This is a genomic window from Actinokineospora terrae (assembly GCF_900111175.1).
In the GTDB taxonomy this organism is placed as follows: domain Bacteria; phylum Actinomycetota; class Actinomycetes; order Mycobacteriales; family Pseudonocardiaceae; genus Actinokineospora; species Actinokineospora terrae.
Map to the genome: position 1 here is coordinate 81,772 of NZ_FOGI01000010.1, position 25,569 is coordinate 107,340.

The 25,569-nt window shown below is 71.6% G+C and carries 21 protein-coding genes; 15 read left to right on the top strand and 6 right to left on the bottom strand.

Features of this window, described 5'->3' with window-relative positions; translation table 11 throughout:
- Nucleotides 1–39: 39 nt before the first annotated feature.
- Genes BMY07_RS23180 through BMY07_RS23195 form a run of 4 tightly spaced genes read left to right on the top strand, consistent with a single transcriptional unit; the run spans nucleotide 40 to nucleotide 5,844 of the window.
- Complete coding sequence (locus BMY07_RS23180; protein WP_092782544.1) at nucleotides 40–1,494, top strand: pyridoxal phosphate-dependent decarboxylase family protein; 1,455 nt, start codon at nucleotides 40–42, stop codon at nucleotides 1,492–1,494.
- Complete coding sequence (locus BMY07_RS23185; RefSeq protein WP_092782547.1) at nucleotides 1,485–2,753, top strand: lysine N(6)-hydroxylase/L-ornithine N(5)-oxygenase family protein; 1,269 nt, start codon at nucleotides 1,485–1,487, stop codon at nucleotides 2,751–2,753. Before BMY07_RS23180 ends, BMY07_RS23185 begins: the two co-directional genes overlap by 10 nt.
- Nucleotides 2,754–2,794: 41 nt before the next feature.
- The gene (locus tag BMY07_RS23190) at nucleotides 2,795–4,495 is read left to right on the top strand and encodes an IucA/IucC family protein (RefSeq protein ID WP_092783026.1); all 1,701 of its coding nucleotides are present in this window, start codon (nucleotides 2,795–2,797) and stop codon (nucleotides 4,493–4,495) included.
- Nucleotides 4,492–5,844, top strand: coding sequence for a type I glutamate--ammonia ligase (locus BMY07_RS23195; RefSeq protein WP_177215724.1), 1,353 nt, complete (start codon nucleotides 4,492–4,494; stop codon nucleotides 5,842–5,844). The genes BMY07_RS23190 and BMY07_RS23195 overlap by 4 nt, the downstream gene beginning before the upstream one ends.
- Here the strand turns inward: BMY07_RS23195 and BMY07_RS23200 are convergent.
- The 4 genes from BMY07_RS23200 to BMY07_RS23215 all read right to left on the bottom strand — a co-directional run bounded on the left by BMY07_RS23200 (nucleotide 5,841) and on the right by BMY07_RS23215 (nucleotide 8,506).
- Complete coding sequence (locus tag BMY07_RS23200) at nucleotides 5,841–6,317, bottom strand: GtrA family protein (RefSeq protein WP_092782553.1); 477 nt, start codon at nucleotides 6,315–6,317, stop codon at nucleotides 5,841–5,843. The two genes, BMY07_RS23195 and BMY07_RS23200, sit on opposite strands and share 4 nt — an antisense overlap.
- 67 nt (nucleotides 6,318–6,384) lie before the next feature.
- Nucleotides 6,385–6,948: a hypothetical protein gene (locus BMY07_RS23205; protein ID WP_092782556.1), complete on the bottom strand. Its 564-nt coding sequence runs from the start codon at nucleotides 6,946–6,948 to the stop codon at nucleotides 6,385–6,387.
- A gap of 30 nt (nucleotides 6,949–6,978) precedes the next feature.
- A complete protein-coding gene (locus tag BMY07_RS23210; RefSeq protein WP_092782558.1) occupies nucleotides 6,979–7,665 on the bottom strand; it encodes a hypothetical protein in 687 nt (228 codons plus the stop codon).
- Nucleotides 7,652–8,506, bottom strand: coding sequence for an alpha/beta fold hydrolase (locus BMY07_RS23215; protein ID WP_092782561.1), 855 nt, complete (start codon nucleotides 8,504–8,506; stop codon nucleotides 7,652–7,654). Before BMY07_RS23215 ends, BMY07_RS23210 begins: the two co-directional genes overlap by 14 nt.
- Before the next feature lie 151 nt (nucleotides 8,507–8,657).
- Between BMY07_RS23215 and BMY07_RS23220 the strand changes: the two genes are divergently transcribed.
- From BMY07_RS23220 to BMY07_RS23275, 11 genes are all read left to right on the top strand, one after another.
- Nucleotides 8,658–9,422 (top strand): TIGR03084 family metal-binding protein, encoded by a 765-nt coding sequence (locus BMY07_RS23220; RefSeq protein ID WP_092783029.1) that lies wholly within the window; start codon nucleotides 8,658–8,660, stop codon nucleotides 9,420–9,422.
- Nucleotides 9,419–11,047: an acyclic terpene utilization AtuA family protein gene (locus BMY07_RS23225; RefSeq protein WP_092782564.1), complete on the top strand. Its 1,629-nt coding sequence runs from the start codon at nucleotides 9,419–9,421 to the stop codon at nucleotides 11,045–11,047. Before BMY07_RS23220 ends, BMY07_RS23225 begins: the two co-directional genes overlap by 4 nt.
- On the top strand, nucleotides 11,044–12,180 hold the full coding sequence (locus tag BMY07_RS23230; protein ID WP_092782567.1) for an acyl-CoA dehydrogenase family protein: 1,137 nt from the start codon (nucleotides 11,044–11,046) through the stop codon (nucleotides 12,178–12,180). The genes BMY07_RS23225 and BMY07_RS23230 overlap by 4 nt, the downstream gene beginning before the upstream one ends.
- A 746-nt stretch (nucleotides 12,181–12,926) precedes the next feature.
- Nucleotides 12,927–13,817, top strand: coding sequence for a polyprenyl synthetase family protein (locus BMY07_RS23235; RefSeq protein ID WP_218150736.1), 891 nt, complete (start codon nucleotides 12,927–12,929; stop codon nucleotides 13,815–13,817).
- 406 nt (nucleotides 13,818–14,223) lie between these two features.
- Nucleotides 14,224–15,822: an acyl-CoA carboxylase subunit beta gene (locus BMY07_RS23240; RefSeq protein ID WP_177215725.1), complete on the top strand. Its 1,599-nt coding sequence runs from the start codon at nucleotides 14,224–14,226 to the stop codon at nucleotides 15,820–15,822.
- A 5-nt stretch (nucleotides 15,823–15,827) separates the two neighbouring features.
- The gene (locus tag BMY07_RS23245; RefSeq protein ID WP_177215726.1) at nucleotides 15,828–17,756 is read left to right on the top strand and encodes an acetyl/propionyl/methylcrotonyl-CoA carboxylase subunit alpha; all 1,929 of its coding nucleotides are present in this window, start codon (nucleotides 15,828–15,830) and stop codon (nucleotides 17,754–17,756) included.
- Complete coding sequence (locus BMY07_RS23250; RefSeq protein ID WP_092782576.1) at nucleotides 17,753–18,910, top strand: acyl-CoA dehydrogenase family protein; 1,158 nt, start codon at nucleotides 17,753–17,755, stop codon at nucleotides 18,908–18,910. The genes BMY07_RS23245 and BMY07_RS23250 overlap by 4 nt, the downstream gene beginning before the upstream one ends.
- A 10-nt stretch (nucleotides 18,911–18,920) precedes the next feature.
- A complete protein-coding gene (locus BMY07_RS23255; protein WP_092782579.1) occupies nucleotides 18,921–19,529 on the top strand; it encodes a TetR/AcrR family transcriptional regulator in 609 nt (202 codons plus the stop codon).
- Nucleotides 19,530–20,562: 1,033 nt separating this feature from the next.
- Nucleotides 20,563–21,078: a hypothetical protein gene (locus BMY07_RS23265; protein WP_092782585.1), complete on the top strand. Its 516-nt coding sequence runs from the start codon at nucleotides 20,563–20,565 to the stop codon at nucleotides 21,076–21,078.
- A gap of 32 nt (nucleotides 21,079–21,110) precedes the next feature.
- Entirely contained in the window at nucleotides 21,111–22,109 is a 999-nt protein-coding gene (locus BMY07_RS23270) for a LacI family DNA-binding transcriptional regulator (protein WP_092782588.1), read from the top strand.
- A 214-nt stretch (nucleotides 22,110–22,323) separates the two neighbouring features.
- Nucleotides 22,324–22,584: a hypothetical protein gene (locus BMY07_RS23275; RefSeq protein WP_177215727.1), complete on the top strand. Its 261-nt coding sequence runs from the start codon at nucleotides 22,324–22,326 to the stop codon at nucleotides 22,582–22,584.
- Between the two features lie 82 nt (nucleotides 22,585–22,666).
- Here BMY07_RS23275 and BMY07_RS23280 read toward each other — a convergent pair whose 3' ends face one another.
- Nucleotides 22,667–24,613, bottom strand: a complete 1,947-nt coding sequence (locus BMY07_RS23280; RefSeq protein ID WP_092782591.1) for an EAL domain-containing protein — start codon at nucleotides 24,611–24,613, stop codon at nucleotides 22,667–22,669.
- A gap of 458 nt (nucleotides 24,614–25,071) precedes the next feature.
- Nucleotides 25,072–25,563: a 2-oxo-4-hydroxy-4-carboxy-5-ureidoimidazoline decarboxylase gene (locus BMY07_RS23285; protein ID WP_092782594.1), complete on the bottom strand. Its 492-nt coding sequence runs from the start codon at nucleotides 25,561–25,563 to the stop codon at nucleotides 25,072–25,074.
- Nucleotides 25,564–25,569: the final 6 nt, after the last annotated feature.

Genomic DNA, 25,569 nt, shown 5'->3' on the forward strand with positions numbered 1-25,569 from the left:
ATCTTGGTAAGGATAGGCAAACCTAAGAAGGGCGACGGGATGGTCCGGGTGCACGCGAACGGGCTCGACTGGGTACCGGGTGGGGTGAGCGGCGGTGATCGGGCGGCCGACGCCGCGCTGGCGGGTGCGGAGACGGTGGGTGGGCTGGTGTCGGTGGCCCTCGCGGCCCTCGGGGCCGGGGTGCGCGAACGCGGCGGCCCGCTGCCCGCTGGTGGTCCGGCCGCGGTGGCCAGGGCCGTCGCCAGGTTCGACCCGCTGCCGGTGGACGGGGTGGGGGCCGAGGCCGCCATCGCCGAGTTGTCCGCGGTGCTGGCCGCCGGGTCCGCCGACCCGGTCGACCCCTGGTGCACCGCGCACCTGCACTGCCCGCCGCTGGCCGTTGCCGCCGCCGCCGACCTGGTCGCCAGCGTGCTCAACCCGTCGATGGACTCCTGGGACCAGGCCCCGGCCGCCAGCGCGCTGGAACGATCGCTGACCGACAGCGTCGCGCGGTTGTGCTACCCGGCCGCGGAGAGCCCGGACGCCCTGGTCACCAGCGGCGGCACCGAGTCGAACCTCACCGCGATGCTGCTCGCCAGGGAGACCCTCGGCCCCGACGTCGTCCCGGTGTGCGGCGCGAATGCCCACCACAGCGTCGCCCGCGCCGCCTGGCTGCTAGGCCTACCGCGCCCCGTGGTCGTCCGCACGCACCTCGACAAAGTCGACCCACGCGCGCTCGCCGACGCTCTAGCGGAGTTGGACCGACCTGCCGTCGTTACCGCTACCGCAGGCACCACGAACTCTGGCGCGATCGACCCTCTGACCGAGATCGCGGACATCACCCACGCGGCAGGCGCTTGGCTGCACGTCGATGCGGCCTACGGTGGCGCGCTGCTCTTCAGCACCCGCCGCCACCAACTCGCGGGCATCGACCGCGCCGACTCCATCGCTCTAGACCTGCACAAACTGGGATGGCAGCCGATCGCGGCCGGAGTGCTCTCCTGCCGCGACACCGCGCTAACCGCCAGGCTTTCCACCAACGCCGACTACCTAAACGCCGACGACGACACCGAGGCAGGCCTACCGGACCTGCTTGGCCGTTCGCTGCGCACCTCCCGTAGGCCCGACGCGTTCAAGATCGCCGTGACCGCTCGTGCGCTCGGTACCGCCGGCATCGGTGAACTGGTCGACCGCTGCTGCGACACCGCCACCCATGTCGCGCGCGCCGTCGCCTCTCACCCCGCTCTGCGCCTGTGGGGGGAGCCGACGCTGTCCACGATCCTGCTGCGCCCGCGCGTGGCAGACCTGTCCGACGACGGTGACGCGCTGGTCGCCGCTGTCCGAAGAGGACTCCTCGACGAAGGTGCCGCCGTCCTCGGCCGCGCCACCATGCCGGACGACGATGGCACCCCGAGGCTCTGGCTCAAACTGACCCTGCTGCACCCACACGCCACTCCCGGGGACTACCTGCCGTTGCTGGATCTAGTGGCAGACAAGGCGGAACGGTGCCGCTAGACCTCGTCGGTGTCGGCATCGGTCCGGCGAACCTGTCCCTGGCCGCGCTCGCGTCCGGGGTTGGCGGTCTGCGCGCGAGGTTCCTCGACCGGTCGCCCGAGTTCCGGTGGCACCCTGGTCTGCTCATCGACGGCACCACCCTCCAGGTCCCGTTCCTGGCCGACCTCGTCTCTCTCGTTGACCCGACGCACCCGTTGTCGTTCTTGACCTACCTGCGCGACAAGGGCCGCCTCTTCCCCTTCTACTTCGCCGAGCGCTTCCACATCCCCCGCGCGGAGTACGACGACTACTGCCGCTGGGCTGTCAAACGTTTGCCCTCCTGCACGTTCGGACAGAACGTCACCGAAGTCCGCTGGTCGGCAGCACAAGAGGCGTTCGAGATCGTCACCGAGGACGAGACCCTCTTAGCCCGCAACGTCGTCTTCGGCGTCGGCACCGAACCGGTCATTCCCGGCTCACTGGCTGGCCTGGCGCACCACTCGGCGGACTACTTGGACGTCAGAGACAGCCTCTTAGCCCTAGACGACGTCACCGTGGTGGGATCGGGGCAATCGGGCGCGGAGGTCTTCCTCGACCTCTTACGCAGACGCCAAGGTGGTCTGCGCTGGCTCACCCGCACCCCGGCCTTCGCCCCCATGGAGTACTCGAAACTCGGGCTAGAGCAGTTCACCCCCGACTACACCCGCTACTTCCGCGGCCTCCCCGAAGCCACCCGCGACGCCCTCGTCCCCGCGCAGTGGCAGCTCTACAAGGCGATCAGTGCCGACACCATCGCCGAGATCCAGGACGAGCTCTACCAACGCACAGTCGGCGGCGGCTGGCCCGATGTCACTCTTACCCCGGGCGTCGAGGTAACCGCCGCCCGAGGTGATGACGGGACCATCGAGTTGACCCTCCGCCACGACCACCAAGGCGCCACCGCCACCGTGAAGACCAACGCCGTCGTCTGCGCTACCGGCTACGCCGAGCGCGACATCACCGGCATCCTCGGCCCGCTCGTAGGCGCCAAGGACGCGGCAGGCAGGTTCACCGTGGACGCCGAGTTCCGCGTCGGCCTCGCCCCGGGCATCACCGGGTCGGTGTTCGCGCAGAACGCCGAACGGCACACCCACGGGGTCGGCGCGCCCGACCTCGGCCTGACCGCCTGGCGGTCGGCGACCATCCTCAACGCCGTGTCCGGGCGGGCGGTCCACCCGCTGCCCCAGCGCACCGCGTTCACGACGTTCGGACTGGTGCGGGAGACGGGGAGGGCGATGTGACGGTTGCTTGGCGGGACGCGGGTGCGCTGGTGACGCACAAGATGCTGGGGGAGCTCAGCTACGAGGGCCTGCTGCGGCCGGAACCGGACGGGCCGGACGGCTGGCGGCTCGACCTCGGCAGCGGCACCGAGTACCGGTTCAGGGCGCGGCGCGGTGCGTTCGAGTCCTGGGCGGTGCGACCGGGCAGCGCGACCCGCGACGGCGAACCGGCCGACGACCCCAGGACCCTGGTCGTCGACGCCCGCGCCGAGCTGGGCCTGACTGGGCTGCGGCTGGCCGACGTGCTCGCCGAGCTGACCGCGACCGTCACCAACGAGGCGGCCAGGCTCGGCCACGCCCCCACCGCGGCCGAACTGTCCACGATGGACTACGACGAGGCCGACGGGCACCTCACCGGCCACCCCAGGCTGGTGCTCAACAAGGGCAGGGTCGGCTTTTCCGCGCACGACCGCGCCAAGTACGCCCCCGAGTCCGGCGCCGGGTTCGCCCTGCCCTGGCTGGCCGTGCACCGCGACCACGCCACCTTCAACTGCGTGTCCACCCTGACCGAGGAGAAGCTGCTCACCGCCGAACTGGGCGCCGACAAGCTGGCCGCGTTCCGCGCCAAGCTCACCGACCCGGGCGACTACGTGCTGGTCCCCGTGCACCCGTGGCAGCTCGACGAGGTCGTCGGCACCCTCTACGCCAAGGAACTGGCCACCGGCGTCGTCGTCCCGGTCGGCGAGAGCACCGACCGCTACCGCCCGCACCAGACCGTGCGGACGCTGGCCAACGCCTCGCACCCGACCAGGCTGGACGTCAAGACGGCCGTGTCCGTGCGCAACACCCTGGTCTACCGGGGCCTGGCGTCCGCGGCGACGCTGGCCGCGCCCGAGGTCACGACCTGGCTGCGTGCGGTGCACGAGAGCGACGAGCTGCTGCGCGACCACTACCGGTTCGACCTGCTCGGCGAGATCGCCAGCGTCTCGGTGCGCCACCCGCTGCTCGCCTCGGTCGACGAGCTGCCCTACCGCTTCCACGAGACCCTCGGCGCGCTGTGGCGGGAGCCGATCCGCACCCGCCTCGCCGACGGGGAGCGCGCCATCTCCTTCGCCGCCCTGCCCTATCGCGGCCCCGACGGCGTCTCGGTGATCGCGCACCTCATCACCACCTCCGGCCTGTCCACCGAGGACTGGACGCGCGGGCTGCTCGACATCCTGCTGACCCCGCTGCTGCACTGGCTGCTCGAGCACGGCGTCGGCTTCTGCCCGCACGGCCAGAACCTCGTGCTGGTCGTCGGCGCGAGCGGCAAGCCCAAGCACGTCGCCATCAAGGACTTCGCCCAGGGCGTCGACCTGCTCGACGAGCCGCTGCCCGGCTACGACCGGCTCGGCGCCGCCGCGGGCGCCGACATGCTGCGCTGGCCCGCGCACCTGCTGGCCCAGTCGCTGTTCAGCTCGGTGTTCGCCGGTCAGCTGCGGTTCCTGGCCGAGGTGCTCGACGAGGAACTCGGCTTCGCCAGGCCCCGGCTGTGGGCGCTGGTCCGCGAGATCGTCTCCGCCTACCGCGACACCCACCCCGAGACCGCGGCCCGGTTCGACGCGTGCAGGCTCTTCGCGCCGGACGTGGAGCGCGTCTGCCTCAACCGCGAGCACCTGGCCGGTCAGGGCTTCGACAAGGTCGACCGCGACGACGAGTTCGACGTCCGGTTCGGGCGGGCGATCAACCCCCTCGCCGGACCGGATCCCCAGGGGGCGTGGTGAGCGTCGACCACACCAGACCGGTCGGCCCGCGGACCCTGGCCGAGCGCGCCCAGGCGGCGTCCGCGCTGTCCGGGGCGTTGCGCGGCGCGGTCGCGGCCGGGTCGGTGCGCCGGGTCGTGTGCCTGGTGCCGGACCCGCACGCCCGCTTCGCCGCCGTCGAGCTGTCCGCCGGGTACTTCGTCGACACGGTCCTGACCAGCGGGTACGGCATGTGCGCGTACGTGTTCGGCTGGAACCCGGCGCGCCAGGCGGTCAACGCCTCCGCGGTCGACCAGTTCCTCGGCGGATACGGCGACCTGCGCATCCGGCCCGACCTGGCGACCCTGACCCCGGACGGGCCCGACACCTGGCTGGTGGTGTGCGACGTCGAGTGGCCGGACGGCCGGTCGGTGCCGGAGGCGCCGCGGACCACGCTGCGCGAGCAGGTCGTGATGGCGGAGAAGCTGGGGCTCGTCGCGTCGGTGGGCATCGAGCACGAGGTGACGTTCACCTCGCCGGACGGGGTCCCGCTGACCGGCGGCGGGCTCGACTACGCCGTGGGCGGGCTCTCGCCGATGTCCGGGCTGCTGGCGGACGTGCGGTCGGCGCTGGACGGGCTGGGGCTCGGTGTGGAGTCCGCGCGCGGGGAATGCCACCCGGGGCAGTTCGAGGTGGTCCAACGGCACCGGGACGCTCTAGCCGCGTGCGACGACGCGATGCTGCACCAGCTGGTCGTCCGTAGGGTCGCTGCCGAGCACGGGGTGCGCGCGGGATACCTGGCGGCAGAGTCAGCGGGGACCGGTGGGTCCTGCCACGTGCACTTGTCCCTGTCGGACCCGGCAGGCGTGTCGCTTGTGGCCGGAGCTAGACCCGACCAGGTGTCGACCCTGTTCGGACACTTCCTCGCCGGGGTACTGCGAGCAGCCCCGGACCTGACCGCGTTCTGGGCCCCTACCTGGAACTCTTACGTCCGCCTCCGCACGTCACCGTTCTCGCCGCGTTCACTGCGGTGGGGGAGCGATGACCGCACCGCCGCCGTTCGACTGGCCGGGCGCGGGCAGTCGCTACGGATGGAGGCCCGATTCGCGGGCGCTGACGCCCAGGTGCACACCGTCGTCGCCGCCCTGATCGCGTCAGGCCTATCGGGCGTCGAGGAACGGCTGGAGCTAGCTGCGGAGAACAGGCAGGTCGGGGACCTAGCCCGAACGCCGTGGGAGGCCCTGCAGAAGCTGAGTGGGTCGAAGCTGGCGGTGGCCCTGTTGGGCCAGGCTGTCGTGGACCACCGCGTGGCGATGATGGGCGAGGAGCTGGACTCGGGACTAGAGGCCGTGAACTCGTGGCACCGCGAGCGAGGTGACCTGCGGGCTTAGGCCCGCTCGCGGAACACGACCCACCGCATGCAGACGTACATGTAGACCGCCTCACAGGCCCCCGCCGCAAGCCGGGCCAGGTGGTAGTCGACGCCTAGAGCCGCCAACCCACTACCCACGCCCAGGATCCAGGCGAGGTAGTTCACCGTCACCACCACGACGTACCGCCCCACCTGGGGCCCGACGTCCGCGTGCGACCGGAAGTTGAACGCCCGGTTCAACACGAAGCTCAACCCGAACGCGATGACATACCCGATGGTGATGCTCACCGGCAGCGGCCACCCCAACCCGCTGCGCATGACCGTCAACAACCCCATGTCCACGCAGAACGTGAACCCGTTGATCACCGCGAACCCCAACAGGCTCGGCGGCACCACCCGGGACAGCCCGAACGGCAACCGCCGCACCACCGCCACCATCACGGCCGCGAACCGCTCCCCGCGCTCCGCCCGCCTGACTTCCCGAACCGACATGCCGCCATCCTGACCACACCGGGTGTCCGGCCGCCATCGCGCAGGCGAACACAGGGTCACCACGGTGTCACTGCGACCAGATCTGCGCCGCCGCCAGGGCGATCGGCAGCGCCACGAGGGTGAACTGGGTGAACAGCGAGATGGTGCCCATCCGCAGCGGCCGGATGTCGGCGCCCCGGCTGCGGTCGATCTCGGCCAGGTACGGCCCCATCCGCGCGATGTCCTCGCGCACGTCGACGCCGTCGCGCTCGGCGAGCGCCTTGATCTGCGCCACCCGCAGGTCGACCGCCTTCGCCCCGGCCTGCCGGAACAGCACCCACGGCGCCAGCGTGAACACCGGCATCAGCAGCACGTACAGCGCGACCAGCACCCCGATCCAGGCCACATTGGTGACCCCGAGCGAGGCCAGGACCGTGGTCAGGCTCGTGCCGAGCACCGCGTTGGCCCACATCACCGTACGGTAGAACCGCGCCAGTGGGGCCCACCCGAACCGACCGTCTCCGTTGAGCCAGTCGGCACTCGGCTCGACCAGGTAGTGCATGGCGATCGTGACGTAGATGGCGCACAGGCCGACCACCTGGAACGCCAGGATGATGAAGATCGCGTACCAGGCCAGCAGCAGGTAGACCAACCTGGCCAGGTGGTGCTTGCCGCCCGCCCACTAGTGCTGGTACGCGTCTTGCAACCACACCTGGTGCGCCTCGTCGGACAACCCCTGCGGCGCCACAGTCTGGAACAGGCTGTTCTCCATCCCCATCGACAGCAGGACCGCCAGCACCAACGACACCACCGCCATCGGCACCACGAGCAGCGCCCGGTGTGCCACGAGGGTCTCGTTGACGTGCCTGACCAGGTGCCCGAACGCCTCCCGAGTCGACTTGCCCGCCACGATGGCGTCGATGCGCAGCACCCGCGACACTCTGGTCGAGCGGATCTCGTGCTTGGCGATGATGGCCCCGTTCTCGGCCAGCGACGACAGGCACTTCGACAGGTACGTCCAGTGCCGGTGCAGCAGCACCGTGCCCGCCACCACGCTCGCCGACAACAACCACGTGGTGACGTCGCGGACCAGCGGGAACGAGGGCAGGCTCGGCTCGGCCACCGGGATCCGCAGCACCCGCTTGACGTCGGCGACCACCTGGAAATCGGCCGTGGTGCCGATGGCGCCCGCCGACGCCGCCGCGATCAGGACCGCGCCGAGGTAGCCGACGCCGACGATCAACAGCCAGGCCGAGTGCCAGCCCTGGAACCATTTGTAGATCCCGGTGAACCCGAACGGGTCGAGGTCGGCGGTGGCGATCCGGCGGTCGGCGAGCGGGTCGACCTCGTCGGGTTCACACGTCGTCATCCAGTCCACTCCTGATCAGCAGGGTCGCCAACTCGGCGGGGTGCTCGAGCCAGGGCCAGTGCCCGCAGCCCGCGATGACCTCGTCGCGGTGCACGTCGACCAACCCGCGCAGCAGGCGGCGGTCCTCGTCGGTGATCAACCGGTCCGAGTCGCCGGTGATCAGGTCCACCGGCTGCCGCACCGAGCGCAGCATGGTGTCGTAGGCGATCGCCTTGGCGGTGAACAGGACCCGCAGCACCGCCGGGCTCCCGGCGCCGGTCAGGGTCTCCACCAGCAGGTCGCCCGCCAGCGCCCTCGGGTCGGCGACGAAAGGCCGCAGCAGCGCCGAGCGCAGGGTCGCCGAGCGGGCCATGGCGGTGAGCAGCGCGTGGGGGACGGGGATCAGACCCGCCAGGAACTGGGTCGCGACGGTCAGCCCGAGCAGCGGGTGCCGCAGCGCGCGGCTGGGGTGCTGGGTCAGGTCCGACGCCCGCACGAGCGCGCCGCTGACGAAGACCAGCCTGCGGAACCGCTCGGGGGCCAACGCGGCGACCTGCGCCGCCATGACGCATCCGACCGAGTGCGACACCAGCACCGCGTCCCGCACCTGTTTCGCGGCGCAGAACCGCGCGATCGCCGCCGCGGCCGACCCGACGTCGAACGCCCCGGTCGCGGTGCGGCTGCGCCCGAAGCCGGGTACGTCGACCGCCAGCACCCTGGCCGAGCGGCCCACCTGCCTGGCGATCTCGCTCCATTGCTCCAGCGAGCCGCCCAGGCCGTGCACCAGCAGGTACGTCCCACCGTCCACTGGGCCCTGCTCGGTGTAGCGGACGACGTGCTCGGTGTTCGTCCGGCCGTCCATGCCTGGTCTCCCCACCGCTGGTGACTTGCCCGGGAGTCGGCTGCAGGGCGTTCCCTGTTATGCCCAGCGGCGTGAGGGGACCGAAATCCGCGCCAGAAACAATCAAGCATGACTGCTTGAAACTTGCCGCGGCGCGTGCCACGGTGGGGTGGTGATCGAGCTGGCCGTGCTGCTCGCCGACCTGCGGGCCGAGGGTGCCGAACTGGATGCCCTCGTCGCCGATCTGCCTGGGCGGGAGTGGGCGAGGGCGACGCCTGCGGTGGGGTGGACCGTCGCGCACCAGGTGGCGCACCTGGCGTGGACCGACGAGCGGGCACTGCTGGCGGCGACGGATCCAGCGGGGTTCGCGGCCGAGTTGGCGGGCATCACCGAGCGGTTCGTCGATGACGGCGCCGAGTGCGGGGCGCGGCTGGAGCCCGCCGAACTGCTGGCGCGGTGGCGGGAGTCCCGGAGCAGGCTCGCCGAGGTGCTGGCGGGCGCGGAGGGGAAGCTGCCCTGGTACGGGCCGCCGATGAGCGCGGCCTCGATGGCGACGGCGCGGATCATGGAGACCTGGGCGCACGGCGGGGACGTCGCGGACGCGCTCGGCGTGACGCGGGTGCCGACGACGCGGCTCAGGCACGTCGCGCACATCGGCGTGCGCACCAGAGACTTCGCGTACCTGGTGCGCGGCCTGCCGGTGCCCGACGCGCAGTTCCGGGTCGAGCTGGTCGGGCCGGACGGCGTCTGGACGTGGGGCCCCGAGGGCGCCGACCAGCGGGTGACCGGCCCCGCGCTGGACTTCTGCCGGTTGGTGACCCAGCGGGTGCACCGCGACGACACCGGACTGGTCGCCGTCGGCCCGGATGCCGAGGTCTGGCTGGGGATCGCGCAGGCCTTCGCCGGGCCGCCCGGCGCGGGGAGGGGGAGGTCGTGATCAGGATCGGGAACGCGTCCGGGTTCTACGGGGACCGGTTCGACGCGGTGCAGGAAATGCTGACCGGGGGCGACCTCGATGTGCTCACCGGGGACTACCTGGCCGAGTTGACGATGCTGATCCTGGGCAGGCAGCGCCTCAAGGACCCGGCCGCCGGATACGCGAAGACCTTCCTGCGCCAGCTCGAGCAGTCGCTCGGGACGGCGAAGGAGCGCGGCGTCAAGATCGTCACCAACGCCGGTGGACTCAACCCGGCCGGGCTCGCGGAGGCCATCCGGGGCCTCGGTGTTGACGTCGCGGTGGCCCATGTCGAGGGCGACGACGTGCGCGGGCTCGGTTTCGAGGGCGCGCTGACGGCCAACGCTTACCTTGGGGCGTGGGGTATCGCGGAATGCCTGCTGGCCGGGGCCGACGTGGTGGTCACCGGGCGGGTGACGGATGCCTCGCTGGTCGTGGGCCCTGCCGCGGCGCATTTCGGGTGGGGGCGCACGGATTTCGACCGGTTGGCGGGGGCCACGGTCGCGGGACACGTGTTGGAGTGCGGAACTCAGGCCACGGGCGGGAACTACGCGTTCTTCACCGAGTTCGACGCCACGCGCCCGGGCTTCCCCATCGCGGAGATCGAGGCCGACGGCAGCTCGGTGATCACCAAGCACCCGGGCACCGGCGGCGCGGTCACCACGGAAACGGTTACCGCGCAACTGCTCTACGAGATCCAGGGCGCCGACTACCTGGGTCCTGACGTCACGACCCGGTTCGACAGCATCGTCCTCGCTGACGACGGCCGGGATCGGGTTCGGATCAGCGGCGTGCGCGGCGGGCCGCCCCCGCAGACGGTGAAGGTCTGCGTCAACACCCTTGCCGGGTTCCGCAACAGCGCCACTTTCGTCCTGTGTGGACTCGATGTCGAAGCCAAGGCCGCGTTGGTGCGGCAGCAGCTGGACTTCGACGGTGTCACATGGACCTTGGCCCGCACGGACCACGTCGACGCGGAGACCGAGGAAACGGCCAGCGCTTTGCTCCACGCGACCATCAAGACGGCGGATCCCGCTGTGGCCAAGGCCTTTTCGCGCGCGACCGTCGAGTTGGCATTGTCGAGCTATCCGGGTTTCACGCTCACCGCGCCGCCTGCGGATGGGACGCCCGTCGGGGTTTGTCGGCCGGAGTATGTGTCGCCGTCTGTCGTCGAACACGTTGCTGTCCTGGCTGATGGGACTCGCCGCGTGATTCCGTGGACACCAGGGGCGGCTGTTGCGGCGCGAACGGTTGAGGCGGAACCTGCTTCGTTCGGGGCTACCAGGCGCGTGCCACTGGGGACGGTCGTCGGTGCTCGGTCCGGGGACAAGGGCGGCGACGCCAACCTGGGTGTCTGGGTCCGCGATCCGGCCGCTTATCCTTGGCTGGCAACGGAACTGACCGTGTCCCGCCTCCGCGAACTGCTGCCCGAGATCGCCGACCTGGCCATCGACCGGCACCCGCTGCCGAACCTGCACGCCGTCAACTTCGTCATCCACGGCCTGCTCGGCGACGGCGTGGCCGCCGCGACCCGGTTCGACCCGCAGGCCAAGGCCCTGGGCGAGTGGCTGCGGTCCCGGCACCTCGAGGTCCCCGAGGAGTTCCTGTGAGCCTGTTCGACACCCCCGAACGCCGGGAGCTGCGCGCCACGGTCCGCCGGTTCATGGACTCGGAAGTGTTGCCGCACTTGGATTCCTGGGAACGCGCGGGCGAGCTGCCCCGGTCGCTGCACCGGGCGGCGGCCGACCTCGGCCTGCTCGGGATCGCGTTCCCGGAGTCGGCGGGCGGTGAGGGCGGGGACCTGGTCGACGCGCTGGTCGTGGTCGAGGAGATGCACTACGCGGGGGCCTCCGGCGGGCTCATCGCGGGGTTGCTGACCTGCGGGATCGCCGTGCCACACCTGGTGGCGGCCGGTCAGGTGGACCGCTGGGTCCGGCCGACGCTGGCGGGGGAGATGATCGGCGCGCTCGCCATCACCGAGCCGGACGGCGGTTCTGATGTGGCCGGGATCCGCACGACGGCGGTGCGGGACGGCTCGCACTACGTTGTCAACGGGGCGAAGACGTTCATCACCTCCGGAGTCCGGGCGGACTTCGTGACCACGGCTGTGCGGACCGGCGGCCCTGGGGCGCACGGGATCTCGCTGCTGGTCATCGAGAAGGGCACGCCCGGGTTCACTGTGGACCGTCAGCTGGAGAAGATGGGCTGGCACTGCTCGGACACGGCGTCAATGTCCTTTGTCGACTGCCGAGTCCCGGTGGAGAACCTGGTCGGCGCTGAGAACACCGGCTTCATCCAGATCGCGGTCAACTTCGTAGCCGAACGCCTGACCCTGGCGGTCCAGGCCTACGCGACCGCCCAGCGCGCCTACGACCTGACCGTCCAGTGGTGCCGCGACCGGCAGACCTTCGGCCACCCGCTGATCTCCCGCCAGTCGATCCAGATGACCCTGACCGACATGGCCCGCCGCATCGACGTCGCCCGCGCGTACACCAGGTCCATCGCCACCCGCCACCTGGCGGGCGAGGACGTCATCACCGAGGTCTGCTTCGCCAAGAACAGCGCCACCGAAACCGCGGACTGGACAACCCACCAAGCCCTCCAACTCCACGGCGGCGCAGGCTACCTCCGCGACTCCGAGGTGGAGCGCCACTACCGAGACACCCGAATCCTCTCCATCGGCGGCGGTACCACAGAAATCCTCACCCTCCTAGCCGCCAAACGCCTAGGCCTCACCACCTAACCCCCCAGGTCCCCCCAGTCTTCCGCCCCCAGCCCTCCGCCCCGCCTCAGGGCTCCGCCTCCAGAGTTCCATCCCGTCTCCAGAGCCCAGCCCCGTCTCCAGGGCCCCGCCCATGGGCTCCGCCTCGCCCTAGGGCTCCGCCTTCAGAGCTCCACCCCGCTCAAGATCAACTCTGCCCCCGGGGCCCTCCTTCCCGGGGGCCGGGGGCCCATCTCTGAACTTATCGAACCCGGTGGTTTGTCAATAGGGGGTAGGGACGGGCTGTGGATGATCCGAGGGGTTGTGGACAACATTCGATGGTCACACCGATAGCCCTCCTCGGCCGGAACCGACGCCACCCTCTCAGGCCGTGGGCGTACCGCTCCCAACAAACCGACGCGGCCGCCCGAGCCCCACACGCACCCGTTCGCCAATCGCGAACTCGGCCCTCGCCTGCCCCACCACACGCCCCAAAATCCGCCGCCCACCCAAGATCAACTCCGCGGCCGGGGCCCTCCCTCCCGGGGCCCGGGGGCCCATCTCTGAACTTATCGAACCCGGTGGTTTGTCACTAGGGGGTGGGGACGGGCTGTGGATGGTTCCAGGCGTTGTGGATAAGGGGGCGGATTCGCGTGGTGGTTGGCGCTGGCGTACGTGGCCGGGGCTGTGGCGGGCGCCTGTGAGCAACCCTCTCGATCGGGTGGTCTTGCTCGACTGGTGCGGGGTGGCGACTGACGATCGGGGCATGACGTCGTGGGTGGGGGTGGGTGGTGGTCACTGATGCCGAGGTGGCTGAGCGGTTGCGGGTGGGGATCGCGGGTCGGTGGGTGGGGGATGACCCGGTGTCGGCGGCGGCCAGGTACGCGATGTTGCCGCCCGGGCGGTTGATGCGGCCGTTGTTGCTGGTGCGCAGTGCGCTGGCGGTCGGCGGGGTGCTCGACGAGGTGATCCCGGCCGCGGTCGGGCTCGAGTGCGCGCACGTCGGCGGGCTGATCCACGACGACCTGATCGACCAGGGGGAGTCGCGGCGGGGGCGGCCCGCGGTGCACGGCGTGTTCGGGGCGGAGACGGCGATCGTCACCGGGAGCGCCCTGTTCTTCACCTGGTTCGAGGCGCTGGCCGACTCCGGTGTGGCCGCCGAGACGCTGGTCGAGGTGATGCGCGTGCAGGCCGACGCCGGGCGGCTCGCGTGCCGGGGTGCCGCGATGGAGGTGGCGATGGCCGAGGGGGTCGACACGCCGGTGTCCACCTACCTGGAGATGGCCCACTACAAGACCGCCGCCATGACCTCGGCCGCGTGCCGGACCGGCGCCCTGCTCGGCGGCGCCGCCCCGGAGCGCGTGGCGGCCCTGTCCGGATTCGGCGAGGCGCTCGGCATGGCCCTGCAGATCCGCGACGACCTCGCCCCGCACCGCCAGCACTCGGACATGGCGGGCAGGCGCGCCGTCCGCCGACCCACCCTCCCCGACCTGCTCGCCCAACACCGCGCCCAGGTCCTCGTCGACGCCGTCCACCAGGCCACCGACCTCGCCGACCACTACCTCGACCGCGCACACGCCCACCTCGCCCAACTCCCCGACACCCCCCACCGCCGCGCCCTGGAGTCCTGGACCCACCCCGGCCCCGTCCCCGCCCCGCGCTCGAACCAGGACGACTGACCGCACCCGGCGCCCGAACTGCGCCGGCAGCCTGGACGTCGAGCGTGGCTGCCGCGAAAACCCACACCGACCCCGTCCCCACCCCGCCCTCGAATCAAGACGACGGACCCGCCCGGCGCCCGAACCGTGCTGGCAGCATCGGCGTCGAGCTCGGCTGCCGCGACACCCCACCCCGAAGGCCGCGGGTACCGGCACCCCGACGCCCCGACCAGCCGGACGTTCTGCTCCACGCCCGAAGTCGTCGCCCTGTGCCCGGGACGCTCGGAGCGGCCTCGCCCGGGGCTGCCCGATCAGCCGGACACCGGTCCCGAGCCCGCGCCACGCCTGGACACCGACACCCGCCAAGCGGTGAAACAATCAAGCGTGCATGCTTGAAAAGCGGCACCCGGCGTGCCACGGTGGGGTGGTGACGGTGCTGCGCTCCTCGGTCGATCCCGGTGCGGCGGACTTCCTGGCCAATCGGGACGGCATGCTGGCCAAGATCGCCGAGCTCGACGGCGAGCACGCCAAGGCCGTGGCCGGGGGCGGCGAGAAGTACGTCGACCGCCACCGGGAGCGCGGCAAGCTGCTGGCCAGGGAGCGGGTCGAGCTGCTGCTCGACCCCGACTCGCCCTTCCTCGAACTGTCCCCGTTGGCCGCGTGGGGCACCGATTTCCCGGTCGGCGGCAGCCTGGTCACCGGGATCGGCGTCGTCGAGGGCGTCGAGTGCCTGGTCAACGCCAGCGACCCGACCGTCAAGGGCGGCGCGATCAACCCGTGGGGCATGCGCAAGGGCTTCCGGGCCGCCGACATCGCCGCGCAGAACCGGTTGCCGACGATCAACCTCGTCGAGTCCGGCGGTGCCGATCTGCCCACCCAGAAGGAGATCTTCATCCCCGGCGGCCGCACCTTCCGCGACCTCACCCGCTCCTCCGCCGCGAAGGTCCCCACGATCGCCCTGGTCTTCGGCAACTCCACCGCGGGCGGCGCCTACCTGCCCGGCATGTCCGACCACGTCGTCATGGTCCGCGACCGCGCCAAGGTGTTCCTCGGCGGTCCGCCGCTGGTCAAGATGGCCACCGGCGAGGACGCCGACGACGAGTCGCTCGGCGGCGCGGAGATGCACGCCCGCGTCTCGGGCCTGGCCGACCACCTCGCCGAGGACGAGCGCGACGCCATCCGGCTCGGTCGCAGGATCGTCGCCCGCCTCAACTGGCGCAAGCAGGGCCCGGCGCCCGCGGCCGACTACGCCGAGCCGGTGCACGACCCGGAGGACCTCCTCGGCATCGTGCCCACCGACCTCAAGGTCCCGTTCGACCCGCGCGAGGTCATCGCCCGCGTCGTGGACGGCTCCGACTTCGACGAGGTGAAACCGCTCTACGGCACCAGTCTGGTCACCGGCTGGGCCCAGCTGCACGGCTACCCGATCGGCGTCCTGGCCAACGCCCGGGGTGTCCTGTTCAGCGACGAGGCGCAGAAGGCCACCCAGTTCATCCAGCTGGCCAACCAGACCGACACCCCGCTGCTGTTCCTGCACAACACCACCGGCTACATGGTCGGCAAGGAGTACGAGCAGGGCGGCATCATCAAGCACGGCGCCATGATGATCAACGCGGTGTCCAACTCGCGGGTGCCGCACCTGTCCGTCCTCATCGGAGCGTCCTACGGCGCGGGCCACTACGGCATGTGCGGCCGCGCGTACGACCCGAGGTTCCTCTTCGCCTGGCCCAGCGCCAAGTCCGCGGTGATGGGACCGGCGCAGCTGGCCGGTGTGCTGTCGATCGTCATGCGCCAGGGCGCAGAGCGCCGGGGTCAGACGTACAACGAGGAGCACGACGCCGCGATGCGCGCCATGGTCGAGGGTCAGGTGGAAGCCGAGTCCCTGCCGATGTTCCTGTCCGGCATGCTCTACGACGACGGCGTCATCGACCCCCGCGACACCCGAACCGTGCTGGGGCTAGCCCTCTCGGCCGTCCACTCAGGACCGGTCGAGGGCGCCACCGGCTACGGCGTCTTCCGGATGTGAGGCCCGTGCACCCGATCGCCCGCGTCCTGGTCGCCAACCGCGGCGAGATCGCCCGCCGCGTGTTCCGCACCGCCCGGGCGCTCGGACTGACCACAGTGGCCGTCTACTCCGACGCGGACGCGGACTCCCCGCACGTGGCCGAAGCCGACTCGGCCGTCCGCCTGCCCGGGTCCGCGCCGGTCGACACCTACCTGCGTGCCGACCTGCTCGTCCAGGCCGCTGTGGACGCCGGTGCCGACGCCGTGCACCCCGGATACGGCTTCCTGTCGGAGAACGCCGCCTTCGCGCGCGCCGTCCTCGACGCCGGGCTGACGTGGATCGGGCCCGCGCCGGAGGTCATCGAGCAGATGGGCTCGAAGATCGAGTCCAAGCGCTTGGTCGCCGCCGCGGGGGTTCCTGTCCTGTCTGAAGTGGACGAACCGACCGCCGCCGATCTTCCCGTGCTGGTGAAGGCTTCCGCGGGCGGTGGCGGACGGGGCATGCGGGTCGTGCGCGATCTCGCCGACCTGGCGGGTGAACTGGAAACGGCCCGCTCCGAGGCGCTGTCCGCTTTCGGTGACGCCACGGTGTTCTGCGAGCCGTACCTGGAGACCGGGCGCCACATCGAGGTCCAGATCATGGCCGACCGGCACGGCACGGTCTGGGCGGTCGGCGAGCGCGAGTGCTCCATCCAGCGGCGGCACCAGAAGGTGGTCGAGGAAGCGCCCTCGCCGCTGGTCGACCGCACGGAAGGCATGCGCGACAGGCTTTTCGCGGCAGCCAAGGCCGCCGCGGGCGCTGTGGGGTACACCGGCGCGGGCACGGTCGAGTTCCTCGCCGATGAGACCGGCCGGTTCTACTTCCTGGAGATGAACACCCGCCTCCAGGTCGAGCACCCGGTCACCGAGCTGACCACCGGCCTCGACCTGGTCGCCCTCCAGTTCGGCGTCGCCGAGGGCGCCCGGCTGCCCGCTGAGCCGCCGCCGTCGCGCGGTCATGCCATCGAGGTCCGCCTCTACGCCGAGGACCCGGCCAACGACTGGCGCCCGCAAACCGGGACACTGCACCGCTTCGAGATCCCCACCGAGGGCATCCGGGTCGACTCCGGCGTCGAGACCGGCTCGATGGTCGGCGTGCGCTACGACCCGATGCTCGCGAAGGTCATCGCCTGGGCGGTGGACCGGTCCACCGCGGCCCGGGTCCTCGCGGGCGCCCTCACGCGCTCCCGGATCCACGGCGTGCGCACCAACCGCGACCTGCTGGTCCGGGTCCTGCGCCACCCCGACTTCCTGGCGGGCGACACCGACACCGCGTTCCTCACCCGCCACGACCTCACCGCGCCCCTGCTGACCGCCGAACCCCTCGCCGCCCTCGCGGCCGCCCTCGCCGACGCCGCGACCAACCGCGCCGCCGCCCGAGTCCTCGGCCGCCTCCCCAGCGGGTGGCGCAATGTCGTCTCCCAACCCCAGGCCAAGCTCATCGGCGACCACACCGTCCGCTACCGCCTCGGCCGCGACGGCTCACTGGGCATCGACGGCGTCCACCTCGTCGAAGCCACCCCAGACCTGGTCCGCCTGGCCGTCAACGGCGTCGTCCACCGCTTCGAGGTCGGCCGCGCACCCGGCTGGTCCTTTGTGGACACGATGGTCGGCTCGATCGCGTTCGAGGTCCCCGAGCGCTTCCCCGACCCGGCAGCCCGGGTGGCCGCGGGCTCGCTTCTGGCCCCGATGCCGGGGACAGTGGTACGGGTGGCCGCCGCGGTGGGCGACCGCGTCGACGCCGGACAGGTCCTGCTGTGGCTGGAGGCGATGAAGATGGAGCACCGCGTGGTCGCACCGGTCGCCGGGGTGGTCGCCGAACTGCCGGTGGCCGCGGGCGACCAGGTCGACGTGGGCCGCGTGCTGGCGGTCGTCCGTGACGAGTCCGTGCTGGGTGAACCTGTGGAGGGGTCGTGAGCTTCGTCGAGTCCGAGGAACGGCAGGCGCTGCGCAAGGCGGTGGGGGACCTGGGGCGCAAGTACGGGCACGAGTACGTGCTCAAGGCCGCGCGCTCCGGTGGGCACACGACCGAGCTGTGGGACGAGGCGGGCGGGCTCGGGTACCTGGGCGTCAACGTGCCCGAGGAGTTCGGCGGGGGCGGCGGGGGCATCGGGGACCTGGCCGCGGTGTGCGAGGAGTTGGCGGCGGCGGGGGCGTCGTTGCTGCAGGTGGTCGTCTCGCCCGCGATCTGCGCGACGATCATCGCCAGGTACGGCACCGACGAGCAGAAGCGGCGGTGGTTACCGGGGTTCGCCGACGGCACGGTGCGGATGGCGTTCGCGATCACCGAGCCCGACGCCGGGTCCAACTCGCACCGCATCACCACCACCGCGCGCCGCGACGGCGACGGGTGGCTGCTGACCGGCCGCAAGACCTACATCTCGTGCGTCGACGAGTCGCAGGCCGTGCTCGTCGTCAGCCGCACCGAGGACGCCAGGACCGGCAAGCTCAAGCCGGTCCTGTTCATCGTGCCGACCGACGCGCCCGGGTTCACCTACCGGCGCATCGAGATGGACATCGTCTCCCCGGACTACCAGTTCCAGCTGTTCCTCGACGACGTCCGGCTGCCGCTCGACGCGCTGGTCGGGTCGGAGGACGCCGCGCTGATGCAGCTGTTCGCAGGGCTCAACCCCGAGCGGATCATGGCCGCGTCGTTCGCGGTGGGCATGGGCCGGTTCGCGGTGGACAAAGCCGTCGAGTACGCCAAGACCCGGCAGGTCTGGAAGGAACCCATCGGCGCCCACCAGGCCGTCGCGCACCCGCTGGCGCAGGCCAGGATCGAGCTCGACCTGGCCAAGCTGATGACCCAGAAGGCCGCCTGGCTCTACGACTCCGGTGACGACATGGCCGCGGGCGAGGCGGCCAACATGGCCAAGTACGCCGCGGGCGAGGCCGTGGTCCGCGCCGTCGACGCGGCCGTGCAAACCCACGGCGGCAACGGCCTGGCCAGCGAGTACGGTCTCGGTGCGCTCGTCGCGGCGTCCCGGCTGACCAGGATCGCCCCGGTGAGCCGCGAGATGATCCTGAACTTCGTGGCGCAGTTCACCCTCGGGCTGCCCAAGTCCTACTGAGAGGAACGGCATGGGCGAGGCAGTCCGCGAACCGCGCCAGGACCGCAGCCGGGCCACCCGGGGCCGCCTGCTCGCGGCCGCGGTCGACTGCCTCGCCGAGGTCGGCTGGACCGGCAGCACGGTCTCCGTCGTCGCCGAACGCGCGGGCGTCTCGCGGGGTGCCGCCCAGCACCACTTCCCGACCCGCGAGGACCTCTTCACCGCCGCCATCGCCTACGTCACGGACGAACGCGTCGAGTTCCTCCGCGCCGCCCTGCCCACCCTGCCCCCGGGCCCGGACCGCACCCGCTTCGTGGTCGACGCGATCGGCGAGATGTACGCGGGCAAGCTCTTCAAGGCCGCCCTGCAACTGTGGGTCGCGGCCGCGTCGGACGAGCAACTGCGCGCGCAGGTGCTCCCCCTGGAAGCCCGCGTGGGCCGCGAAGCCCACCAACTGACCGTGGAAGCCCTGGGCGCCGACGAATCCCACCCCGGCGTCCGCGAGGCCGTCCAAGCCACCCTGGACCTCGCCCGAGGCCTAGGCCTGGCCAACCTCCTCACCGACGACACCAAACGCCGCCACCGAGTCCTCGCCGAGTGGGCCACCGCTCTCTCCGCCAAACTCGCCACCCTGCCCTGACGCGGCCGCTCGGGTTGTCTGGTGGTCTGGTCCTGTCCGCCACGACCGGCCCGGTGGGCAGGGTCGCGCCCGCGAACAGCAGATCGCGGCTCCGAACACCCGGCACCGGCAACACCCTGCACCGCAGACAGCCCACACCGGCGGACACCTCTCGCCGGCGGGCAGCCCGAACTGGAAGGCCCGCCGCCCAGCCGGATGCCTGAGCAGCCATCCGCCCCCGCACCGGCACACGGTCCACGCTGACAGACCGGCCGTACCCACCAGACATCCCGCACCGTCCGGCGTTCCGCCACCGTCCGGCGTTCCGCCACCGTCCGGCGTTCCGCCACCGTCCGGCGTTCCGCCACCGTCCGGCGTTCCGCCACCGTCCGGCGTGTCCCGCCCCAGCCAGCCCGGTCCGTGGCGTTCGCCCCTCGCGAACCCCACCCCTCACGGCCACCCCAGCCCGCCCCGCACCGCCCGCCGACCAAGATCCACTCCGCGGCCGGGGCCCTCCCTCCCGGGGGCCGGGGGCCCATCTCTGAACCTATCGAACCCGGCCGCTTGTCAATAGGGGGCGCGGAAGGGCTGTGGATGGTTCGGGGCCTTGTGGATGGACCGACCGGCAGGGGGCAGCGCGAAGGGCTGCGATCCGGGCGCGTGAGGCCTGTGGGCGGAGCCCCCACAGTCAACATCAAGTCCTCTATGGACAGACGGAACCGGCTGTCGGGATTCGGTGAAGTACGCCTGGGGGCACGGGTCCGGCGACGAGCCGCGGCGTGGTGTGGAGTGATCCTCATGTTTTCCCCGCGCGGCCGTTCGGGGTGTCGCGGGCGGACTCCGTGGAGTCGGGGGGGTCGACTGGGTACGGTCAGGCGGAGAACGTGACGCGCGGCGTTGTGGTCCCCATCGGCGCGGTGGTGGGCAGGCGGCGGTGGGTCACCACGTGACCGGTTGTGTGCACTCTCCGTGAAGGAGACGACCTGGGGTGCCGCTACTAACGGGTGACGTGGCACCATCTGCGCACGCGCGGGGACCGGGAAGGACGCACGCGATGAACGACCGGACCGAACAGATGGACGACCTGCAACTGGTCGCCCTGCCCACCGCTGTCGGGTGCACGGAGATGTTCGTGCGGTTCTCGGCGACCGAGTGGAACCTCAGGCCCATGCGCGACGCCGCAGCTCAAGCCGGGCGCGCCCTGGCCCAGGCCGTCGTCGGCGCGGTGGACCAGTCCAGTGCGGGCATGCTCACCGCCCGGATCAGGGTCGCCGGTCCCGATCTGGTCATCGAGATCGAGACGCCCAGGGTGGTGCGGACCCCGGCCATCCCGGATGGTCCACGAGTGGGCGTCACTGAATTGGGTGACGGGCGTTATCTGCTGTGGGCGAGCCTCCCGCTCCCGGGCGGGATGAACGCGTCAGCGGTGCCGCTGCCCCGGCGGCAACGCAGGCCCTCGCCCGCCGCGGCGATCGAGGCAGCGCGCGAGCCGGTCAACGACGACGGCGACGACGTGATGCAGCGGATCCTGTTCGGCCTGTCCAACACCCAGGACCGGCACCGCCGCTGACCAGTCGGCCGGGGCACGGGATCGGAGTGAGGATGCGAGGATCGCACGCCCCCACCTTGGAGGCGGTCGCGCGGGTGGCCGGGGTGTCCCGGTCGACGGTGTCGCGGGTGATCAACAACCTGCCGGGGGTCAGCAAGCGGGCCAAGCTCGCGGTGGACACCGCCATCGCCGAGCTGCGGTACGTGCCGAACCAGGCCGCCCGCAACCTGGTGACCCGCAGGACCAACTCGATCGCGCTGGTCGTCTCCGAGCGCGGCGACCGCGTCTTCAGCGACCCGTTCTTCGCCAAGATCCTGCGCGGCGTCTACGCCGGGATGACCGGCAGCCGCAGGCAACTGGTGCTGCTGATGGACCAGGACCGCGAGGACGGCGCCCTGGAGTCGTACCTGTGCGGCGGCCACGTCGACGGCGCCGTCGTGGTCAGCCTGCACCGCGGCGACCCGCTGCCCGCGCGCCTGGTCGAGGCCGGGCTGCCGGTGGTGCTCGTCGGCAGGCCGCTGTCGGGCATCAAGGTCCCCTACGTCGACTCGGACAACTTCACCGGCGCCGCCGCGGCCGCCAGGCACCTCATCGCCACCGGTCGCCGCGCCATCGGCACCATCGCAGGCCCGCAGGACATGGCCGCGGGCGTCGACCGGCTCAACGGCTGGCAGGCCTGCGTGCCCGAACCCGGTCGACGGGTCGCGTACTCCGACTTCAGCGTCGAGGGCGGCGCGCGCGCCATGGCGGAACTGCTGGCCGAATTCCCGGACATCGACGCCGTGTTCGCCGCCGCGGACATTATCGCGGTCGGCGCGTTAAGGACCCTCGCCGAACACGGTAAGCGCGTGCCCGACGACATCGCGTTAGTCGGCTTCGACGACTCCGTGCTCGCGACTACGACAGCGCCACAACTGACCACCGTGCGTCAGGACGTCGAGGAGTTGGGGCGCACCACCACTTGGCACCTGCTCGCGCAACTGTCCGGCGACCAGCCGCTGCCGCCGTCGGTGCTGCTGCCAACGGAGCTGGTGGAGCGCTCGTCAACCTGATTGCACCCGGCGCGCATACCCCGTTGCCACTTATTCACACCGTGAAATTCCACAGTCACCGGTATGAGTGGTATCTGCGCGCCACGCCGCTGCCTCTTATCTCACAATGAGGTCACGTTCATAACATCGGCGGGGGTCGAAACCGATGCAACCTCGTGCAGGGGTCAAGCATCCAGGTAGATGACCGCCCACCACCCCGAGGGGATGACCGACCATGAGTGAGCCCGCCGATCAGCTGAGCCACCGGGCCCGCGCCATGCTGCGCGCGGTCGCCGAGGGCAGGGCGCACCTGGCCAGCGGCACCGAGCCCGACCTCTACATCGACGGTGTCCCGTGCTGCGACCAGTTCACCGCGCACCTGCTCACCCACGACGGGCTGGTCACCGCCACCCACGGCCGCTTCGGCGAGCTCGTGCCCGCGACCCTCACCGAGGCGGGCACCGCCGCCCTCGGCGCGGCGATCCTGGCAGCCTGACCGGGCCAGCTCCCAGCCGCACCAGGGCCATCCGGAACCGAGCCCAGCAGCCCATGGGGCCGCCAGGCGAGGAACCACGCGGCTAACCGAACAGCGGCCCCGAGGCGAGATCAGCGCCCGCGTCGGCCCACCACGTGGCCTGGGCCGGGTCGGTCAGGCCGGTGACCAGGACCGAGATGCCGACCTCGCGCACCATCGGCACCAGTCCCAGGGTCGCCCGGGTGAACAGCGCCGCCGGGTCGGGCTTGGCCAGGCGGCGGACCACGTGCTCGGACATCCGGACCGTCTGGATCGGCAGGTCCTCCAGGCAGGCCAGGTCGCCGCGGCTGCGGCCGAAGCCGGTCAGCACGGAGCGGACGCCGATGTCGACCAGGACCGTCAGGTTCTCCTCGGCGGGCATGTCCGGCGAGCACAGCGACTGCACCGGCATGCCCAGTTCCAGCCGGTCGGCCTCCAGCCCGGTCTCGGCGAGCACCCGGCGCACCACCATGACCAGGTCCGGGTCGGCCGCCTGCTCCGGGGTCAGCTCCAGGTACAGCGCCGAGTCGTCGGCCGCGGCGTGCTGGGCGGCGTGGCGCAGCGCCCAGTGTCCCAAGGGGACACCCAGGCCGGTGTCGCGCAGCACCTGCTCCAGCCGGTCGCAGCCCAGGGTGCCGAACCTCGGGTGCTCCCAGCGCAGCAGCGCCTGGGTGGAGATCCTGGTCCGGTCGGCCAGGGTGACCAGCGGCCACCGGTCCAGGTCCAGCTCGCCGTTCTCCCACGCGCCGGGGATGCCCGCGGCCAGGCGGTAGTGCTCGCGGTAGCGCAGGTTCTGCTCCGGGTCGACCGTGCACCACTGCCTGCGGCCCTGCAACCGCAACCGGCGCCTGGCGATGTCGGTCGCGCGCAGCAGCTCACCGGGGTCGCTGGTCGGCGACGGCAGGCTCATCACCGCGATGGTGGCCGACGCCGCGACCCCCTCACCGTCCACATAGGTCGCCTCGGCGAGCACCTCGTTGATCTCGGCGGCGATCGAGCCGACGTCGAGCCCGCCGGGCCCGTGCACCAGCATGATCCCGAACTCGTCGCCGGTCAGCCGGGCGATGACCCCGGGGTGGTCGCCGACGACCTCGCGTAATCGCTGGGCGACCGCGCGCAGCAGGTGGTCGCCCGCCTCGCGGCTGATGCCGTCGTTGACCACGGCGAAGTCGTCGAGCCCGAGGTGGAACACCGACACGTCCGCGCCCGCGCCGAGCGCCTCCTCCAGCCTGCTGAGGAACGCCTGCCGGTTGGGCAGCCCGGTGAGCGGGTCGTGCGTGCCCTGGTAGCTGAGCCGGTTCTCCAGCAGGTACAGGTCGGAGATGTCCTCGACCATGGTCACGTGGTGCGCGGGCAGGTCGTCGCGGTCGCGCAGCAGCGACACCCCGATCCGCACCCAGGTCGTCTCGCCGTCGGCCCGCACGAACTGGGTGCGCTCGTGCAACTGGTCGCACAGCCCGGCCGCGAGCTCGTCGTAGCGCTCCCGCAGGTACTCGCGCTCCTGCGGGTGGAACAGCTCGTCGACCGAGGACACCAGGAGCGTGCCCTCGCGGTGGCCGAGCATGGTCTCCAGCGCCTCGTTGGCCCGCACCGAGCCGCCGTCGAGGTCGGAGATCACCATGCCCAGCGCGGAGGTGGTGAACAGTTCGCGGAACCGGGCCTCGCTGGCCCGCAGGTCGCGCTCGAAGTCGGCGACCACCAGCGCGTCCGACGGCCGGGTGGCCAGCGCCTCGGCGAACCCGGTCGCCAGCGCCGCGATCGCCGCCGCCGTCTCGTCCACTGTGGTCAGTCGGAGCAACCCGGCGGCCAGCACCGAGGTGCTGACCCGCAGGCAGTCCGCCTCCCGGTACCCGGCCTCGACCAGGCGCGCGCCCGCCCGCGCCGCGCGCGAGGGGTCGGCGACCACCGAGGCGATCAGCTCGTCGAGCTCGCGCGCGGGCAGCGGGTGGTCCGCGTCGACCATCTCGGTCAACGCGGTGGCCCACTCGGTGGCCAACTCAAGCCGGTCCACGCCAGAGAAGTCCTCGCCGCATTCGTTTCCGACTGGGGTGGCGGCCCCGGATGTGCTGCCGGGCCTGTGCCGCCGGTGCTGCCTGAGAAATGCCGTCCTGCCTGAGAAGTGCTGTCCTCGCAAGAGGTACCACTGTGCACCCGAACGTGGAGCCCGCGCCACCCCATCGGCCCAAGTCGACCCGGAGTTGGCTAGGCCGAACGGGTGGCATTTGCCGTCTCAGGGGACTGGGGGCGCGATCGACGACACGCACGGTGGTCCCGGCGGCCGTCCCGGCGCGCGCTGGCGGCGCGCGTGCGGCGGTGCGGGATGGGCAATCGCGTCAAGGGCAACCCATCTGGCGGATTCGACCACGGAGCGCACCTCTGCTTCGGCGTTGGTGCCATTCAGATTACTGACAAACCCCCACGTCCGTTCGGGTCATCCTGCGACGGTGCGTGATCTACCCAGAGTGATCATCATCTGCCACGTGGCAGATCGCCACCTGGCCGTCGATGCCACTGTGGACACTCCACCCGGGTCGGTCGGAGCACCAGGCCGCGCAACCGGATCGCGACGACCCTGGCCAGTTCGCCGACCGCGGCCGCCCGCTCGACCGCCCGGTCGTTGCCCGAGCGGTGCCGCAGCAGCGCCAACACCTCGTCGCGCCCCAACCCGGCCGTGCACAGCGTGAACGGGTGCCCGACGCGCTGCTCGTAGATCAGCTCGGCGCGGCCCAGGTCCGGCCACCGCTCGCGCACCCGGGGCACCTGGTCGAGCAGCGGCAGCACCTCGGCCCAGTCCAGAGTGGCCAGAACGGTCGCGGACACCTCGTCCACCTCGCCCAGCGACCGGAACGGCCGCTGCGCCACCACCGCCCGCGCCCACCTGGCCGACCCGCAGCAGCGCGACAGGTCGGCCACCGCGTCCGCCTCGTCGGCGCCGTTGAGCAGCTCGAGCAGGGACGACATCCCCCC